The organism is Arenicella chitinivorans, assembly GCF_014651515.1.
GTDB lineage: Bacteria > Pseudomonadota > Gammaproteobacteria > Arenicellales > Arenicellaceae > Arenicella > Arenicella chitinivorans.
This window is the reverse complement of record NZ_BMXA01000005.1, coordinates 146,062-162,732: the sequence shown is the minus strand read 5'-3', so window position 1 is coordinate 162,732 and position 16,671 is coordinate 146,062. Positions and strand designations below refer to the sequence as shown.

Annotated in this window: 16 protein-coding genes and 1 pseudogene; 13 read left to right on the top strand and 4 right to left on the bottom strand. The window is 49.7% G+C overall.

Going from position 1 to position 16,671, the window contains the following annotated elements; all coding sequences use genetic code 11:
* The first annotated feature begins 27 nt into the window (after positions 1 to 27).
* Positions 28 to 1,293, top strand: coding sequence for a peptidylprolyl isomerase (locus tag IE055_RS13785; protein WP_189402197.1), 1,266 nt, complete (start codon positions 28 to 30; stop codon positions 1,291 to 1,293).
* A gap of 75 nt (positions 1,294 to 1,368) precedes the next feature.
* Here IE055_RS13785 and dksA read toward each other — a convergent pair whose 3' ends face one another.
* Positions 1,369 to 1,821 (bottom strand): RNA polymerase-binding protein DksA, encoded by a 453-nt coding sequence (gene dksA, locus IE055_RS13780; RefSeq protein WP_229794302.1) that lies wholly within the window; start codon positions 1,819 to 1,821, stop codon positions 1,369 to 1,371.
* Positions 1,822 to 2,279: 458 nt separating this feature from the next.
* On the opposite strand from dksA, the gene IE055_RS13775 reads away from it, so the two are divergent.
* The 9 genes and pseudogenes from IE055_RS13775 (at position 2,280) to IE055_RS13735 (ending at position 11,571) form a co-directional block, all read left to right on the top strand.
* Positions 2,280 to 2,711 carry a hypothetical protein gene (locus IE055_RS13775; protein WP_189402195.1) on the top strand — a complete coding sequence of 144 codons (432 nt, stop codon included), beginning with the start codon at positions 2,280 to 2,282 and terminating at the stop codon, positions 2,709 to 2,711.
* An 86-nt stretch (positions 2,712 to 2,797) separates the two neighbouring features.
* Positions 2,798 to 3,121 (top strand): DUF2288 domain-containing protein, encoded by a 324-nt coding sequence (locus IE055_RS13770; protein WP_189402193.1) that lies wholly within the window; start codon positions 2,798 to 2,800, stop codon positions 3,119 to 3,121.
* A gap of 37 nt (positions 3,122 to 3,158) precedes the next feature.
* Entirely contained in the window at positions 3,159 to 3,908 is a 750-nt protein-coding gene (gene nfsA, locus IE055_RS13765; protein WP_229794301.1) for an oxygen-insensitive NADPH nitroreductase, read from the top strand.
* Between the two features lie 134 nt (positions 3,909 to 4,042).
* The gene (locus IE055_RS13760; RefSeq protein ID WP_189402315.1) at positions 4,043 to 5,146 is read left to right on the top strand and encodes a substrate-binding domain-containing protein; all 1,104 of its coding nucleotides are present in this window, start codon (positions 4,043 to 4,045) and stop codon (positions 5,144 to 5,146) included.
* A gap of 259 nt (positions 5,147 to 5,405) precedes the next feature.
* The gene (gene pstC / locus IE055_RS13755) at positions 5,406 to 6,833 is read left to right on the top strand and encodes a phosphate ABC transporter permease subunit PstC (protein WP_189402191.1); all 1,428 of its coding nucleotides are present in this window, start codon (positions 5,406 to 5,408) and stop codon (positions 6,831 to 6,833) included.
* Positions 6,826 to 8,145, top strand: a complete 1,320-nt coding sequence (gene pstA, locus IE055_RS13750; protein WP_189402189.1) for a phosphate ABC transporter permease PstA — start codon at positions 6,826 to 6,828, stop codon at positions 8,143 to 8,145. Before pstC ends, pstA begins: the two co-directional genes overlap by 8 nt.
* A gap of 80 nt (positions 8,146 to 8,225) precedes the next feature.
* Positions 8,226 to 9,008 (top strand): annotated as a pseudogene (pstB, locus tag IE055_RS13745) (phosphate ABC transporter ATP-binding protein PstB); the annotation flags it as partial.
* A gap of 44 nt (positions 9,009 to 9,052) precedes the next feature.
* On the top strand, positions 9,053 to 9,766 hold the full coding sequence (gene phoU, locus IE055_RS13740) for a phosphate signaling complex protein PhoU (protein WP_189402185.1): 714 nt from the start codon (positions 9,053 to 9,055) through the stop codon (positions 9,764 to 9,766).
* A gap of 116 nt (positions 9,767 to 9,882) precedes the next feature.
* On the top strand, positions 9,883 to 11,571 hold the full coding sequence (locus tag IE055_RS13735) for a DUF8508 domain-containing protein (RefSeq protein ID WP_189402184.1): 1,689 nt from the start codon (positions 9,883 to 9,885) through the stop codon (positions 11,569 to 11,571).
* Between the two features lie 32 nt (positions 11,572 to 11,603).
* Here the strand turns inward: IE055_RS13735 and phoR are convergent, their stop codons facing one another.
* Both phoR and phoB read right to left on the bottom strand, forming a co-directional pair.
* A complete protein-coding gene (gene phoR, locus IE055_RS13730; protein ID WP_189402182.1) occupies positions 11,604 to 12,920 on the bottom strand; it encodes a phosphate regulon sensor histidine kinase PhoR in 1,317 nt (438 codons plus the stop codon).
* Between the two features lie 16 nt (positions 12,921 to 12,936).
* A complete protein-coding gene (gene phoB, locus IE055_RS13725; protein ID WP_189402180.1) occupies positions 12,937 to 13,644 on the bottom strand; it encodes a phosphate regulon transcriptional regulator PhoB in 708 nt (235 codons plus the stop codon).
* 172 nt (positions 13,645 to 13,816) lie between these two features.
* On the opposite strand from phoB, the gene ttcA reads away from it, so the two are divergent.
* Positions 13,817 to 14,704: a tRNA 2-thiocytidine(32) synthetase TtcA gene (ttcA, locus tag IE055_RS13720; RefSeq protein ID WP_189402178.1), complete on the top strand. Its 888-nt coding sequence runs from the start codon at positions 13,817 to 13,819 to the stop codon at positions 14,702 to 14,704.
* Between the two features lie 19 nt (positions 14,705 to 14,723).
* Here the strand turns inward: ttcA and msrA (IE055_RS13715) are convergent, their stop codons facing one another.
* A complete protein-coding gene (msrA, locus tag IE055_RS13715; protein WP_189402175.1) occupies positions 14,724 to 15,341 on the bottom strand; it encodes a peptide-methionine (S)-S-oxide reductase MsrA in 618 nt (205 codons plus the stop codon).
* 124 nt (positions 15,342 to 15,465) lie between these two features.
* On the opposite strand from msrA (IE055_RS13715), the gene msrA (IE055_RS13710) reads away from it, so the two are divergent.
* Positions 15,466 to 16,107 (top strand): peptide-methionine (S)-S-oxide reductase MsrA, encoded by a 642-nt coding sequence (msrA, locus tag IE055_RS13710; RefSeq protein WP_229794300.1) that lies wholly within the window; start codon positions 15,466 to 15,468, stop codon positions 16,105 to 16,107.
* On the top strand, positions 16,095 to 16,529 hold the full coding sequence (locus IE055_RS13705) for a DUF423 domain-containing protein (RefSeq protein ID WP_229794299.1): 435 nt from the start codon (positions 16,095 to 16,097) through the stop codon (positions 16,527 to 16,529). The genes msrA (IE055_RS13710) and IE055_RS13705 overlap by 13 nt, the downstream gene beginning before the upstream one ends.
* Positions 16,530 to 16,671: the final 142 nt, after the last annotated feature.

Below are 16,671 nucleotides of genomic sequence, written 5' to 3'. Positions count from 1 at the left end.
TAGTCAACAATCAAGGGTAGAAGAACATTGAAAAAAATAATCATTGCCGCCAGCCTTCTGGCTAGTACTATATTGCCACTTTCTAACGCGGTGGCGTATGAGGATCGTGTGCTTGTCATCGTGAATGAGGATGTCATCACGCAATCAGAATTCGATTATCGTATGGCCACCGTGATGGATGAGTTGAGTAACAGCGGTCAAACGCCGCCACCGGGGCTTGCCAAGCAGTTGCTCGACACCATGGTCAGCGATCGCCTTCAGGTGCAGGAGGCTGAGCGTCGTGGTATCACGGTGAGTGATGAAGAAGTGCAAGCCACTCTGCAGCGTTTTGCCGCCCAACAGGATGTGACAGTGGACCAGATGCGCAGACAGGTACAAGATACGGGTCAACCATTCGATATGTTTGTTGAATCAGTGCGCGATTCGATGGTGATTTCACGCTTCACTGATTACTACGCTCGCTCGCGAGTAATTGTGCCGGAATATGAGATTGATGGATTTATCGCTGCCAATAACTTGGATCAAGATACCTCGGAATATGAGATCGCCCGGATATTAATTAAGACTGGTGATGGCGCTGCCGAACTGGCACAGCAGGTTCGTAGTGAAATCGGTACGGGCATGAATTTCGAACAAGCCGTGTCAGCTTATTCTCAAGCGACCGATGCTGAAGATGGCGGCGTGATTGGCTGGCGCAATGCTGCGCAGTTGCCAGAAGTTTACGTCAGCGCCTTACAGGACATGCAGGTTGGCGACGTATCTCCGGTATTGACCACTGCCAATGGGTATCACATTCTCAAACTGTTGGATCTGAAGGGCGACCGGACTGAAATCATCCAGAGCAAGGTGCGGCATATCCTAATTTCAGCGGAGTCTCGTGTGGCAAAGTCGCAGGCCGCCAAAAAGTTGCGTGAGCTGCGCAAGCGTATTGTTGAGGGCGAAGATTTCTCTGCACTGGCCAGAATTTACTCGGATGACTCAGTGTCAGCCGCCAATGGTGGAAGCCTTGATTGGGTTTCTCCGGGTGAAATGGTGCCACCCTTTGAGGAGGCGTTTCAGAAGCTGTCTTTGGGTGAAATAAGCTTCCCGGTTGAAACACAATTCGGTATGCACATCATTATCGTGGATGACCGCCGTAAGAAGAACATCACCGAACAAATGATCCGCGGCCGCGCCGATCAAATTTTACGCCGACAGCGAGCTGATCGTGAGTACAAGCAATGGGTCAACGAGCTGCAGGAAGGCGCCTATGTTGAGTTTGTTACCGAACCTGAGTCGCTTGGTAATACCTAATCTGAACAGTTTGACGGAATAAAAAAGCCCGCGTTTGAAGCGGGCTTTTTTATGGTTGTTATGAAATCAGTCGTGCTAGATCATTTGTCTTTCTTTGATTTCATTCAAGGTCTTACAGTCGACGCAGAGCTCCGCGGTAGGGCGTGCTTCCAGGCGTCGTATCCCGATTTCAATGCCGCAGCGGTCACACCAGCCATAGTCTTGATTGTCGACACGAACCAGGGTTTGCTCAATTTTCTTGAGTAGTTTTCGCTCACGGTCGCGGTTACGCAATTCGAGCGACATGTCGGTCTCTTGGCTGGCGCGGTCGTTCGGGTCAGGGTGATTAATGTTCTCATCCTGCATCAGGTGAATGGTGCGTGACACCTCGTCGAGTAGGTTACGCTTCCAAGACAACAAGATATTGCGAAAATGCTCAACTTGCTGCGAGTTCATATATTCCTCGCCCGCTTTTTCATTGTAAGGCTCAATGCCATGAATCAAGTTGTCAGACTTGGCCGCTTCTGCCGATGTTTTTTTCTTAGTCACGTTATTACTACTTGTAGTTTAAAGTTGAATTACCGTTGCCCCCAACATTTGCACTCACACTGCATGGGTGGCCACGCGGTGGGTTGGGGTAATCCGAGTCTTTTGTGACCTCAGATTGAAAGGTTTTAGCGTGTTTTCTAACACCCGTATACGACTGTGCAGATACTGGCTGCGCACGTGGCTCGGTATGGTGACGCGAAAACCGAAAATACACCTGTAAAAATAAGCAGGCATTTTTACTACAAAGTCTGCCGTTAATCAATAAAACCGAGTCTGTTAATCTGTAATTAATTGAGACAGCCCGAATTCAGTGGGTTTCTATTATTCGCGATTTACATGGTAGTCCGCGCTAGCTTGAGTATAATGAACGGCGCAAAGGCGCATAAACACTGTGTGTTTTATGTAATTTGCTACCCCATTAGTGTATGAACCGTTAATCCTATATTTAAGGAGGCCCCATGAATTACCTTACTAAGTCTGCCGTTGTAGCCGGCTTGCTCGTTTTACTCGCTGCCTGTGATAGCAAGCAGGAAGATAACGCGATTAGCAATGCCATCGAAGCGACAAAAGAAGCTGCATCGGATGCAGTTGACGCAACCGCCGACGCTGTTGATTCTGCTGCCGAGATGGCGGAAGACGCCGGCGATGCTGTGGCTGAAGCGACCTCCGATGCCGTTGATGGCGCTGCTGAGATGGCGGAAGATGCGATGGAAGCAACCGGTGACGCAATGCAGGACGCGAAAGATGCGATGAGTGGTGCTGCGGATGACGCAGGTGATGCGATGGATGACGCTGGAGATGCCGTTGAAGATGCGATGGATGACGCGGAAGACGCAGCGCAAGAGGCTGAAGAAGCAGCGGAAGAGGCGATGGAGAAGCCAATCCAATAATCTGCTGTCAAAAACCTAGGGGCCTCGTTACGCTGTCTTATGACCTCTTAACGAGGTTTCCTGCCGCAATACTTAATAGTTGTTTTATGTCTGCTGTGGATACTCAAGCGTCCCGTCACGAATCGCTACTCGCAAAACTTCTCAGTGAAACTGCCCGATGTGAGTGGCGCGATTTGGAGCGCTTTTTCGCTCAAGGTAAGGTTCTGCGTGTTGACGACGCACACGATTTGGTCGTGATTGGTGCCGCGATTGCCAGTGATGATGCCAGTACGCTAACGCCGTTGATCGATGCGGGCGAGCTCGCGCCGCCGAGTAATGACCACGCCCGACGCTGGCACGCCGAAAATCAGCTGTTGTGGACCTTGGTGGTTGCACCGTACGTGTTGGTTCAGGAGACCAGAGTTACCTAGAATTACGCAGCTCATGCCCCATTATTTCCTTTGATAGATGTACATTTCTCAAATTACTGAGCTGCTAAAGCAGCATCGATCGATTCGTCGTTTTACGGATAAGCCAATTGAGCCAGCATTATTGAATGACCTGATTGCCTCAGGACAGGCGGCATCCACGTCGTCGTATATTCAAGCCGTGTCTGTGATACAGGTGAGCGACCTTGAACTGCGTCGTCAGTTCGCTGAATTGGCCGGTGGGCAGATGTATATCGAAACGGCGGCTGAATTTCTGGTGTTTTGCGCTGATTTAAATCGCAATGCACACCGTTCGTCTCTAGTCGCAGATGAAGAACTTGATTTTAGCTGGACAGAACAGTTTGTTGCCGCCGTGGTGGATACCGCGCTGTTCGCGCAAAACGTCGTTGTTGCTGCAGAGGCAAATAAACTTGGATGTTGTTACATCGGTGGGATCCGAAATAATCCAGATCTGGTGACCTCATTATTGGCATTGCCAACGCTTGTGTTTCCTGTGTTCGGCCTGTGCCTGGGTTACCCCGACCAGTCTCCAGAGCGAAAACCGCGCTTACCACTTGAGACAGTATTGTATCGGGACCGGTATCAGAGTGCCGTAGAGCATGCACCAGAAATTGATACTTACGATACACATGTCCGAGAATATTATGTGCGCCGCAGCCAAGGTAAGCTGACGATGTCATGGAGTGAGCAGATGGCGAAGCAGGCTCGAACGCAAACGCGCGATTTTATGCAGGAATATCTGAAAAAACAGGGTTTTGTGCTTAAATAGTCCAAGCTAAAACAGCGTTGTTTGCTGTCATAATCTTGTCACACAATTTCATTAGGATGGCCACAGTTTTTAGATAACCCCCCCGATACCTTAAATAGTAAGGAGAAAAAACTGTGAAAAAATTAGTACTTGGCATGGTGACTGCAACCGCTGCCTTTAACATTTCAACGGCGGCAGCACGCGATACCATTAGTATTGTTGGTTCTTCGACCGTATACCCATTCGCAACCGTGGTTGCTGAGCGGTTCGGCAAATCATCTGATTTCAAAGCGCCAAAAGTTGAATCCACAGGTTCTGGTGGCGGTTTGAAGCTTTTCTGTAAAGGCGTCGGTGTTGCAACACCTGATATCACCAACGCATCACGTCGCATTAAGTCGAGCGAATTTGAACAATGTCAAGCTAACGGTGTCAAAGACATTGTTGAAGTGCTGATTGGTTATGATGGCATCGTTTTGGCCAATGCGAAAGGTGGTACTTCTTTCGAGTTGTCTCGTAAAGATATCTATATGGCTTTGGCGAAAATGGTTCCTGGCCCAGACGGTAAACTGATTGAGAATCCACACAAGACGTGGAAAGACGTAAATTCAGCGCTGCCTGCAACTAAAATTGAGGTGTTGGGTCCTCCTCCAACATCTGGAACGCGTGACGCGTTTGCTGAGCTTGCGCTGGAAGGCGGCGCTCGTCAAGTTGCAGATATCGACACATTACGTGGCTCAAAAGACAAAGCTGAAATTGAAGCACTCGTTGCTAAGCTGGGTATTGAAAGTGCTTGGGCTGCAGCAGTGAAGAAGAAAGGTGACTCTGCTTCTGGTAAAGACGTGGTTAAAATCATCGGTCGTGCAGTTCGTGAAGACGGTGCCTACATCGAAGCGGGTGAAAACGACAACTTGATCGTCAATAAACTGGTTGCCAATCCAAATGCATTGGGTATTTTTGGTTTCAGTTTCCTTGATCAAAACTCAGACAAAGTTCAAGGTTCTGTGATTGATGGCATGGCGCCCACGTTCGAAGCTATTGCCGGCGGCAAGTATAAAGTAAGCCGTCCACTTTACTTCTACGTGAAGAAAGCACACATCGGCACGGTTCCAGGTATCCAAGAGTATCTGAATGCCTTTGTCTCTGAAGATACGATCGGCGAAGATGGCTATTTAATCGATAAAGGCCTGATTCCTTTGGATGCTGAAAAGTATGAAGAGATGGCGAGCAGCGCAAAAGCGTTGAAAAACCTGGCTCTTTAACAAATCTTCTCGACAGGGCGAGCTTGGCCGCCGATAAGATTCGGCTGGCTTGCCCTGGACGGGGGGCCTCAGGTCAAACGTGGCGGATGGGATTTGCTCTCATCCGCTTCTTTTTTTGTGTTCTGAATAAGGTATTATTTCAGCCTATTTTCAGAAACTGTCACGATCCTGTAAAATCGCGGCCCTAAGCTGGCTAAGCTTCCACATTTCTGGGTCACCTAGCCGAAAGGTTGTACTACACGCTAATCCAATTCGTACAATGACATTATCTTCTCTGTTAGTAATAATTTTGGCTGGTTCGGCCGTCGCATACATGTTGGGATACAAGCGATCCCAGCAGATTGCTAAGCCGATTGGCGGTATTCGCAACCTCGCTACGTTACCGACCTACTATGCCACCATGGTGAGCATGTGGGCATTAATACCCGCATTGCTGGTGGTCGCCCTGTGGATGATGGTCGATGGGGCCATCATCTCCTCGTTGGTCAAGAGTGCGCTGCCTGAAGAAACCAAGCAGCTAAGCCAACAAAGCCTGGGTCTAGTGCTGAATCAGGTTGAGAATATAGCCGCGGGCATCGGCACGGTTGACCAGCTGGGCGTGGAGTATCGGCCTGCAGTTGAGCGTCTACAAGGCCTCAATGCTGTCAGCAGTAAAGCCATGCCAGTTCTGGCACTGTGCGTGTTGGTGATTGGCGTGTTGTTGGGGCTGCGGGCGGTCCGAGCGAAAAACAATGCGCGCTACTCCGTCGAAAGAGTATTTAATGCCACGCTGTTTATTTGCTCCAGCATTGCTATTTTCACGACCTTTGGTATCGTCTTTTCGGTTCTATTCGAATCGATTCATTTTTTTCAAAAAGTGCCATTCACCGAATTTTTGTTCGGCACACACTGGAGTCCTCAGATTGCCATTCGCGCTGACCAGACCGGCGCTTCCGGCTCATTTGGTGTGATTCCACTCATTGTTGGCACCTTATTGATCTCGTTTATCGCCTTGTTGATCGCGGTGCCGGTCGGTCTGATGTCAGCCATTTACTTGTCTGAGTATGCCGGCGCGCGCGTGCGCAGCATTGTTAAGCCGGCACTTGAGATTCTGGCTGGTGTGCCCACCGTGGTTTACGGCTTCTTCGCTGCTCTGACTGTCGCGCCAGCAATTCGAAACATTGGAGATGCATTCCGGGACTGGGGCGCAGACAACGGCATTCAGTGGATTGCCAACCTGTCGGTGTCTTCTGAGAGTGCGCTGGCAGCGGGGATTGTGATGGGCATCATGATCATCCCATTTGTGTCGTCGTTATCTGACGATGTGATCAACGCTGTACCGCAGAGTCTACGTGATGGCTCGTATGGCTTAGGGGCTACGCAGTCTGAAACAATTAAACGCGTGATCTTTCCAGCTGCATTACCGGGGATCGTTGGTGGCGTTTTGTTGGCCGCGTCTCGCGCGATCGGTGAAACCATGATCGTGGTAATGGCGGCTGGCCTGGCGGCAAATTTGACTGTTAATCCGTTGGAAGCAGTGACCACCGTTACCGTTCAAATTGTCACGCTACTGGTGGGCGACCAAGAGTTTGACAGCGCCAAAACTCTGGCCGCGTTTGCGCTAGGCTTATTTCTATTTGTTATCACGCTGTGTCTAAATGTGATTGCATTGCGTGTGGTTAAAAAGTACCGAGAACAGTATGACTGATAAAACACAACAATCTCCTGATTCACTGCGTGAGCATACTGATCAGCGACGAGCTGCGGCACTGAAAAAACGTCATGCTGCCGAGAAGCGCTTCCGGTGGTTCGGTCGGTTATCGATTGCATTTGGCTTGGCGGCGGTGTTGTTTTTATTCACCGACATCATCAGTAAAGGCTTCGGTGCGTTTACCCAAACGTATGTAAATTTAGAAGTGACCTTTGATGCGGATGCATTGGGTCTGACACCAAACAGCACAGAGTCGGAAATTAAGGCCGCCAGTTTTGGCTCCTTTTTCAAGAAGTCTCTGCGTGAGCGCTATCCAGATTTGACTAGCCGTAAAGACAAACGCGATCTGTATGCGTTGTTCACCAGCGATATGCCGTTGATTCTGCGTGACATGGTGGTGGCTGATCCAACATTAATCGGTACTACCCAGCGTATTAGCATGATCGCCGATGATGACTTTGATACCTACTACAAACACAGTTACGGTCGTGACCTGAGTCCAGATGAAAAGGTTAGTCGTCTAAGCGAAACACAAGAGAGTATTGTTGACCAGTTGGTGAAGGCCGGCGCGGTAGAGAAAAAATTCAATACCATTTTCTTTAGCAATTCAGACTCGCGTGAGCCGGAGTTAGCGGGGATTAAAGGCGCTGTGGTTGGGTCGATATTGACCTTGCTGGTAACGTTGGTGTTCTCGTTTCCGATTGCGGTAGCCACGGCGATCTATTTGGAAGAATTTGCTCCAAAGAACAAGATTACCGATTTTATTGAGGTCAATATTAACAATCTAGCGGCCGTGCCGTCGGTTATTTTTGGCCTGTTGGGCTTAGCCGTGTTTATCAATTTCTTTGGACTGCCGCGTTCTGTTCCATTGGTTGGTGGTTTTGTTTTGACGTTGATGACATTGCCAACAATCATCATATCCAGTCGTGCAGCAATTAAAGCAGTACCGCCGTCGATCCGTGATGCCGCAATGGGGATGGGCGCTTCTAAAGTGCAAACCGTAATACACCATGTGCTCCCGCTTGCCATGCCTGGTATGTTAACTGGAACCATTATCGGTATGGCGCAGGCACTGGGCGAGACAGCACCGCTGTTGATGATCGGCATGATCGCGTTTATCGTCGACACACCAGCTGGCGTTACGGATCCCGCAACCGTGTTGCCGGTACAAATTTTTCTTTGGTCCGACAGCCCAGAACGCGCTTTTGTTGAGAAAACATCAGCTGCGATTATGGTGCTGTTGACCTTTTTGATCTGTATGAACAGTTTGGCCGTTTGGTTACGCAAACGCCTTGAACGACGTTGGTAAAGACAGGTACTCTAGGTGCCCAGGCAGTTATTATGAATAATGCACAAATTAGTAAGGCTGAAATCGTGAGCGAAACTTATCAGACAACGGGTTTTCCATTACTGGACGATCCTAAAATGCGCGTGCGCAACGTCGATGTATTTTATGGCGAAAAACAAGCAATCTTCGACGTGAACTTGGATATTGGTAAAAACCAAGTCATCTCTATGATTGGTCCATCCGGTTGCGGTAAGTCTACATTCCTGCGGTGTTTGAATCGTATGAATGACACCATCGATATCTGTCGGGTTGAAGGCGAATTGTTGCTCGAGTCTCAGAACATCTACGACAAAAAAATTGATGTTGTCGAGCTGCGTGCTCGGGTCGGAATGGTATTTCAGAAGCCTAATCCGTTCCCCAAGTCCATTTATGAAAATGTGGCGTACGGAGCGCGAATCCACGGCCTAACCGACAATAAAGTACAACTGGACGAATTGGTGGAGAAGAGCTTAATTCGCTGTGGCTTGTGGAAAGAAGTTAAAGACCGATTAGAGGAGCCAGCCACGGGTCTTTCTGGTGGTCAGCAGCAACGACTGTGTATTGCACGTGCGATTGCGGTTAATCCAGAAGTGATTTTGATGGATGAGCCTTGCTCTGCACTGGACCCAATCGCAACGGCGACAGTTGAAGAGCTGATTCATGAATTGAGTGAGAACTTCACCATTTGCATTGTGACGCACTCGATGCAACAAGCGGCACGTGTATCACAACGGACTGCCTACTTTCATCTTGGTAAACTGATCGAGGTGAACGATACATCCACTGTATTTACGAATCCTGAGCATAAACTCACGGAAGAATACATTACAGGGCGAATTGGATAATCGCCGCAGCCCTTTGAACAAATCAGAATTGTAAGTACAAAATTATGAACGAAGAAATTAAAGTTGGTGGGCATATTTCCCGTCAATTTGACGAAGAACTGGAAGAAATTCGCGCGCGCGTCCTGAAAATGGGCGGTCTGGTTGAGGCGCAGTTGGATAAAGCTCTGCATGCCCTGCGTGAAGATTCAAGTGAGCAGATTGTCGATGTTGAGAAGCTGGACCGAAAAGTCAATAAGCTGGAAATGTTGATCGACGAAGAGTGTACCCAGATTTTAGCTAAACGGCAGCCCGCCGCAGGCGACTTACGTTTGATTATTGCCACCAGTAAATCAGTGCGTGATTTGGAGCGTATTGGCGACGAAGCCGAACGGGTCGCAACCATGGTCCGCCATGCATTAGATAACGACGCGTCGAATAAGTCCTTCAAGGGCTTGTTGTCATTGGGTGAACACGTCAAGGAGCTTTTGCACGCCACCTTGAACACGTATGCCCGTATGGATTCACGTTCAGCCGTGCTGAACATGCGAATGGATCAGCATATTGATGAGGAATACTCGCGCGTGGTGGTGCGATTAGTAAATTTGATGAAAAAGGACTCGGACAATATCTCTGATGCCCTCGACGTTATGTGGGCGGCCCGTTCACTCGAACGCATCGGCGATCATTGCATCAATATTTGTGAGAACGTGATTTACTTGGTTGAAGGCGAGGATGTCCGTCACACTGCGTTTGACCGGATTAAGGAACGACTCGGGTAGCAACCTCTAAGGGTTACTCGCGCTAATCCATGCGCTCATTGAATGGTCAGATGGCATAAGCTATCTGACCATTTTTCGTTATACTCTGTATAAGCCAATTCGACACAGAGTTCATCGTGGATCACCTTTCAATTCGAGATATTCAGGGCGACAGCCTGACATCACCCTATGCTGGCAAAACGGTACTGGTACATGGCATGGTTACTGGTGTGTTGCGGCGCGGTTTTTATGTTCAAACGCCAGACAAAGAATGGGATGAACGCGGTTCAGATGCAGTTTTTGTGTACAGTCCTCTGTGGAAGCCTGAATTAGACGATTACTTAGAGGTGCATGGTGAGTGCGTTGACTACTACAAACATGAGACCGCCAAACCAGTTACCCAGATACAACTGGATCAGGCGCATGTGTTGAACGCCAAAGGTCGCCGAGTGCGGCCGCTTGAATTGACGCAGGAATTGTTGCCTCAGGGTAATGATGAACTCGCGACCGTGCTGAACTCTTTGGAAGGTATGTTGCTGCGCATTGCGCCAGGCCAAACCTTTATCGCGCCAAGTAACTTTCATGGTGACTATGTGATAGCAATGGATGCACCTAAGCCCGATACATCAATGATTCGTTCGCCGCAAGGTGGTGCCATTGTTCAGGCCGAGAACCCGATGCGCTGGTATCCGGGTTTTCGGATCTTTAATCCCAATCATGCGGTGCGCGTTAATCTGGGTGCCACTTTGACATCGCCAGTGGTCGGTCCTTTGCATTACCGCTCAGACGCATATCAGCTGGCGGTCAGTGCAGCGTTTGAGTTTGACCAAAACTTTGTAGAGTTGAGTGCGTCCAGCATTCGCTCTCGCGCTGGCGCGATCTCGATTCTCACCTTGAATTGTTTTAACCTGGATCCACACGTTGAAGCACAGACACGAGTCACCAATCCACGTTTGGATGTGGATGACGATGTTGGGGAAGGTCGTTTCCATACGCTGGCTCAGGCGATTGTATTGCAGGCTCAGTTGCCCGACATTATTGCGTTGCAAGAGATTCAGGATAATGACGGTGCGGAGCTGACCACCGAAGTTGATGCCAGTGCCACTTACGCATTGCTTATTGCCTTGATTAAGGAGTTGAGTGGGGTCGAGTACCAAGCGATCGATGTGGCGCCGGTCAGCGGTCAGGATGGCGGTCAGCCAGGCGGTAATATTCGAAATGCCTATTTGTATCGTCCTGACCGCGTTGTTTTGGACCCAAGGTCAGTGAGAGTGCTCGGTCAAGATGATCCGAGTTTCGCTGATTCACGCAAGGCCCTGGTTTGCCATTTTACTGAACAGGCGTCGGGCGAAACATTAGCCGTTATCAATGTGCATTTAGCTTCCAAGCGACACCAAGCAAGTATTTTTGCACCAACTGCCTTTGCGCCGGGTGTGGATGCAAAGGCCGACGTAAGACATGCTCAGGCGCGTGCCATCCGAGTCGAAATGGACGCCTTGTCTGCGGCCGGTATTGAGTATTACGTTACCGGTGATTTTAATGACACTGAACACAGTGATACTTTGGCCATCATTACTGGTGAGGATGCCACTAATCTGGTGCTCTCATTGCCCCCAGAAGAACGTTACGACTATAACCATCGTGGAAAATTGCAGGTCTTAATGCATGGCGTGGTGAGTAACGCGACGGCGACGCAAAGAGACTGTCAGTACGAAATTCTGCACGGCAACGAATTGATTGGTGTGACGCCCGGGGAGGTCAGCGACAAACCAAGTGATCATGCCTATGTGATCGCTCAAATTGGTTTCAGTGGCAGCGGTGATTGATTCGTGTGGTTGGCTGGGCAGGCCGAGTCGGGTCAGGCAGATTCAGAGTCGGCGTCTGATTGCGTGCGTTTGACCACGACCAATTGCTCGGTTGGAAAATAACAACGAAACTCGCTGCCTACGTCTTCATTGCTCTCAATGATCAGTTCGCCATTGTGACGTTGTAAAACGTGTTTCACGATGGCCAAGCCGAGTCCGGTGCCTCCGCTGTCACGAGAACGGTCAGTGTCCACGCGGTAAAAACGCTGGGTTAGGCGCTCAATATGCTGAGGTGCAATGCCAATCCCATTGTCTATCACTGAGAAGGATGCGCCGTCGGTGCTAGCACACCAACGTACGCGTATGAGTCCGTCTTTTGGCGTGTAGTGGATGGCGTTGGTGATGAGATTGTTAAACGCGCTGTAGAGTTCGGTTTGAATCCCGAGAATGCTCAAGGAATAATCCACATCTAACTCTATTTTATGATTCTTCTCAGCGATCAATGGTTGCACAGCCTCCATAATGGCATTGATGACATGAGTCACATCGACTGTTTGAAAGGTACCGCGGTGGTTATGATCTTCCAGTCTTGCTAGGTACAGAAGGTCACTGACAATAGATTGCATGCGCGCGCTTTGAGTTCGCATTTGGGTCAGAGGTTTTAGGTACTTCTGGGGTAGGTCGGCGCTATTTTCAATGATCTCCAAATAACCGCGCAGCACCGTTAAGGGCGTTTTCAGCTCATGTGAGACATTGGCCACAAAATCAGCGTGCATTTTATTGACTTGAATTAAGCGGCTGACATCACGCGCAATCACCATGCGTTGTTGATTCGTGTAGCGAACGCATTTTAGGTTAATGATCTGGCTGTGCACCGTGCCGGTTACCTCAACGCCCTCAGTTGGCGGTTCTGAGGGTCGGAGCATTTTCGCCACGTCTGCATTTCGAATCAAATTAACAAAGCGCAGACCAGCATCTGCGGGCCAGCGTATTCCCAGCAAGTGCTCCGCATTGCCGTTGGCCCACTCGATCTTGCCTTCATTATCGATGAGTACAATGGCGTCTGGCAGTGCACCGATGGCGCTACGAAACTGACTGACGAACTCATTCAATCGACGTTTACGTTTGGTGTATTGCGCGTCTTTGCGACTCAAATCGCGGTGCAGTTGGTAGAGCTGACCGCTGGTTTCCGGCATGGGATTTCCACCCGGGTTCTCAACCCATTTCCGTAATGATCTCAATCCAGAGATCTGCATGCCAATTATGCCCAAGGCCATCACTAACAGAGTCACCAATGGTGCGCCAAGCGCCAAGCCGACAATGCCAGCGATGATTAAAAGTAAGGTGAATTTCCAGATGTCTTGACGCATAGTCTATGGCAGAAAATTAGTGCGATGGCAGTGAAAAACGGTAGCCCACGCCACGCACTGTATTGATGTAATTGTCGCATTGGTGGGGCTCTAACACCTTGCGTAGACGTCGAATATGGACGTCGACGGTGCGATCCTCAACATACACCTGATTACCCCAGACATTGTCCAATAGCTGATCGCGAGCAAAGACCCGGTCAGGGTGCGTTAACAGAAAGTGCAGAAGACGAAATTCGGTGGGACTGAAATCCACATTTTCTCCGTCGATTAGCACACGATGCTGATCTGAATCAATTGTGATCTTGCCAGCAGACACCACATCTCCAGAAAGCTGGTTACTGGACAAGCGACGCAACACGGCATTTATGCGAGACAACATTTCCTTGGTCGAAAAAGGCTTTTTGATGTAGTCGTCCGCGCCGACATCGAGTCCGCGTACCATGTCGTCTTCATCGTCTTTGGCGGTGAGCATGATAATGCCGACTTGCGTGTTGCCTTCACGCCGGATACGTCCGGCAAAGTCGATCCCAGAAATGCCCGGCATCATCCAGTCCAGCAAGATCAAATCAATATCTTCCTGCTCCAAAACTTTGGACGCGTGGTGTGCATTGCTGGCATCGGATACGGTAAAACCATCCATCTCCAGTGCCATACGCACCATGTCACGGATAGCAGCTTCATCATCTACGACAAGAATATGTGGATTCACGGCTATGTTGCTCATTTTTGACTATTGATGTGCGTCATTACATAGTCATCATATTACATTGTTGTGACAAGCAAGACGATAGTCAGCAATCGCCAGAGGGCGTTGAATTCCAATGTGAATGACCGCCCCGACTTACAACCGTTCTTCGACTGGAGTAGAATACCGCCACCGAGCCGGGGATTAGCACATGCAAGACACACGAAAACAAACATACGACCAGAATAAATTGGTTAAACGCCTGCAGCGTCAGGTTGGTCAAGCAATCACAGACTTCAATATGATTGAGGAGGGCGATCGCGTTATGGTGTGTTTGTCTGGTGGTAAAGACAGCTATGCCATGCTTGATATCTTACTGGCACTGCGTGCCCGGGCGCCCATTCATTTCGATCTGATTGCGGTGAATCTCGATCAAAAACAACCTGGATTCCCAGAGCATGTACTGCCACAGTATCTGTCGTCGATCGAAGTCGAATATAAAATTGTAGAAGAAGACACTTACAGTATTGTGACGGATAAAATTCCGGCCGGGAAGACCACCTGTTCTTTGTGCTCGCGCCTGCGTCGAGGTATTCTGTATCGTACTGCTGCGGAGCTTGGCGCGACTAAAATTGCACTGGGACACCATCTCGATGATATGGTCGAAACTTTATTCCTTAATATGTTTCATGGAGCGCGTTTAAAGAGTATGCCACCCAAGCTGGTGAGTGACGATAAAAAAAATATTGTGATTCGACCGATGGCCTATTGCCGAGAATCCGATATAGCGCGATTCGCACAGTTACGCGCGTTCCCGATTATTCCCTGTAATCTGTGCGGTTCGCAAGAGAACCTGCAACGCAAGAAGATCAAGCAAATGCTTCACGAATGGGACCTAGAACAACCGGGCCGAGTCGTGAACGTGTTTAAATCGTTGTCGCGTGTCACCTCATCGCATTTGATGGATCGCGCACTGTTTGATTTCGCTGGTTTGAGCACGGAATCGGCCGACCAACTGACCGAGCTGGATACCGCGTTTGACGCTTCTCCGATGGAGGCTTTGTTGCAGCGCTCAAACCTTGCGCTTGAGCGTGGTTAAATTCCCTAGTCTTGCATATTTAGTCGTCACCTCCCCACAACTCTGCCACACGCTGGTCGCGACCGCAGCCATTGCGGTAGTATCGGTAGCGAATCGGATTTTTCTTGTAATAATCCTGATGGTAAGTCTCGGCAAGATAAAATGGTTTCGTTGGTAGGATTGGCGTCACAATGTCCGCAGCAAACGGCTTCGAGGCCTGCAATTCCAGTAGTGATTTCATGGCAATCTCTCGTTGTTCGTCATTGGCGTAAAAGATTGCTGACCGGTACGAGCTTCCTTTATCACAGAATTGGCCATGGGCATCCGTTGGATCGATGTGGCGCCAGAAATAGTCGACCAGTTGCGCGTAGCTAATTTCTCGCGGATTGTAGTGTACTTCCACAGCTTCATAGTGCCCCGTCTCGGTACGGCTAACCGCTTTGTAGTTGGCGGTTTTGGCGCTGCCGCCGGTGTAGCCTGATTCTACCTCAATGACGCCATCGAGCTTTTCAAAGTCAGCTTCGATGCACCAGAAACAGCCCCCTGCGAAGATCGCTGTCTGTGTCGTTTTAGCGTCTGGTGCGGATTGCGCGAGGGGGCTAAAGCTTGAAATCAGCAGTCCGAATAGGGGTATCAAAAGTAATCTTGTTCTAGGCATAACGTGTCATTCTCGGTTGGTTTGATCGGTACTGGCCGTCAGTTTTTTAACGCGTGAGGATTGAATTCTCGTTGAATGATATTATCTGCAACGTCAACACAATCTCATCTCAGGTATTCAGACCGTGCTAGACGACAAATTATCACTTCCCTCATCAGAGAACGCGCTTCCTGGCCGGGATACACCGATGGTGTTCAACAACAAGCATTACGTCAATGGTCAGCCTTTGAAGCCGCCATTTACCGACCATGATGAGGCGCTGGAGATCGCGTACTTGGGGCTTGGGTGTTTTTGGGGCGCCGAACGCAAACTTTGGCAGCAACCCGGTGTGTTAACCACGGCGGTTGGCTATATGGCGGGCATTACACCGAATCCAACCTACGAGGAAGTATGCACGGGCCTGACCGGACACAATGAGACCGTGATGGTCGTATTTGATCCAGCGAAGACCTCGTACGCACAGCTACTCAGTGTGTTTTTTGAATCGCATGACCCGACGCAAGGGATGCGTCAGGGAAACGATCGCGGTACCCAGTATCGCTCCGGTTTGTACACCACGAACGATGCACAGCAAGTAACCGCCGAGCAGGTGAAAGCCCGTTATCAGGCCGCACTCGACAGCGCGGGCAAGGCCGCACAAATCACCACAGAAATCCGTCCAGCGACTGAGTTTTATTACGCCGAGGATTATCATCAGCAGTATTTGGCAAAAAATCCGAACGGGTATTGCGGCATAGGCGGTACGGGTGTCAGTTGTCCGATCTAAGTCTCAAGTCTTCGGATTCAAATGCGGGATTCTCACGCATCATCCTATTGATTGGCGCTGTGCTGTGCCTGACCAGCGTTGCACTCGGGGCATTTGGTGCGCACGCACTCGAGGCGCTATTGCGTGCAAACAATCGGCTTTCGACTTATGAGCTGGCCAACCAGTATCAGTTTTACCATGCGCTGGGGTTATTGGCGCTGGGTGCCGTGGCTTTGAATCAGCCCCGGTCTTGGGTAACGTTGCCAGTGGTGCTGTGCTTGGTGGTCGGTGTACTCATATTTTGTGGTTCACTGTACACCTTGGCGCTGACCGATGCGTCGTGGCTAGGGGCGATAACGCCGGTCGGCGGTGTATTGTTACTCGCCGGCTGGACGATGCTGTTGATTAATTTCTGGCGAACTGATCAACGTATATCAAGCTGATCTTGTCCGCTGCGACGACGGCAGGGCACGCCGAGTGTCCAGCGTAGCGTCAATATCCGAACGGATCTCACTCAAACGTGCTGGAATGCTTTATTCTTGGCTGAATACCGCATAAAATTGCGCCAGCAACGCTAAGCGCCGC

Excerpts from the sequence above, each read along its gene's own strand:
- IE055_RS13775 (WP_189402195.1), top strand. The coding sequence starts at position 2,280 with ATGAATTACCTTACTAAGTCTGCCGTTGTAGCCGGCTTGCTCGTTTTA.
- IE055_RS13770 (WP_189402193.1), top strand. The coding sequence starts at position 2,798 with ATGTCTGCTGTGGATACTCAAGCGTCCCGTCACGAATCGCTACTCGCA.
- nfsA (WP_229794301.1), top strand. The coding sequence starts at position 3,159 with ATGTACATTTCTCAAATTACTGAGCTGCTAAAGCAGCATCGATCGATT.
- IE055_RS13760 (WP_189402315.1), top strand. The coding sequence starts at position 4,043 with ATGGTGACTGCAACCGCTGCCTTTAACATTTCAACGGCGGCAGCACGC.
- pstC (WP_189402191.1), top strand. The coding sequence starts at position 5,406 with ATGACATTATCTTCTCTGTTAGTAATAATTTTGGCTGGTTCGGCCGTC.
- pstA (WP_189402189.1), top strand. The coding sequence starts at position 6,826 with ATGACTGATAAAACACAACAATCTCCTGATTCACTGCGTGAGCATACT.
- phoU (WP_189402185.1), top strand. The coding sequence starts at position 9,053 with ATGAACGAAGAAATTAAAGTTGGTGGGCATATTTCCCGTCAATTTGAC.
- phoR (WP_189402182.1), bottom strand. The coding sequence starts at position 12,920 with ATGCGTCAAGACATCTGGAAATTCACCTTACTTTTAATCATCGCTGGC.
- phoB (WP_189402180.1), bottom strand. The coding sequence starts at position 13,644 with ATGAGCAACATAGCCGTGAATCCACATATTCTTGTCGTAGATGATGAA.
- ttcA (WP_189402178.1), top strand. The coding sequence starts at position 13,817 with ATGCAAGACACACGAAAACAAACATACGACCAGAATAAATTGGTTAAA.
- msrA (WP_189402175.1), bottom strand. The coding sequence starts at position 15,341 with ATGCCTAGAACAAGATTACTTTTGATACCCCTATTCGGACTGCTGATT.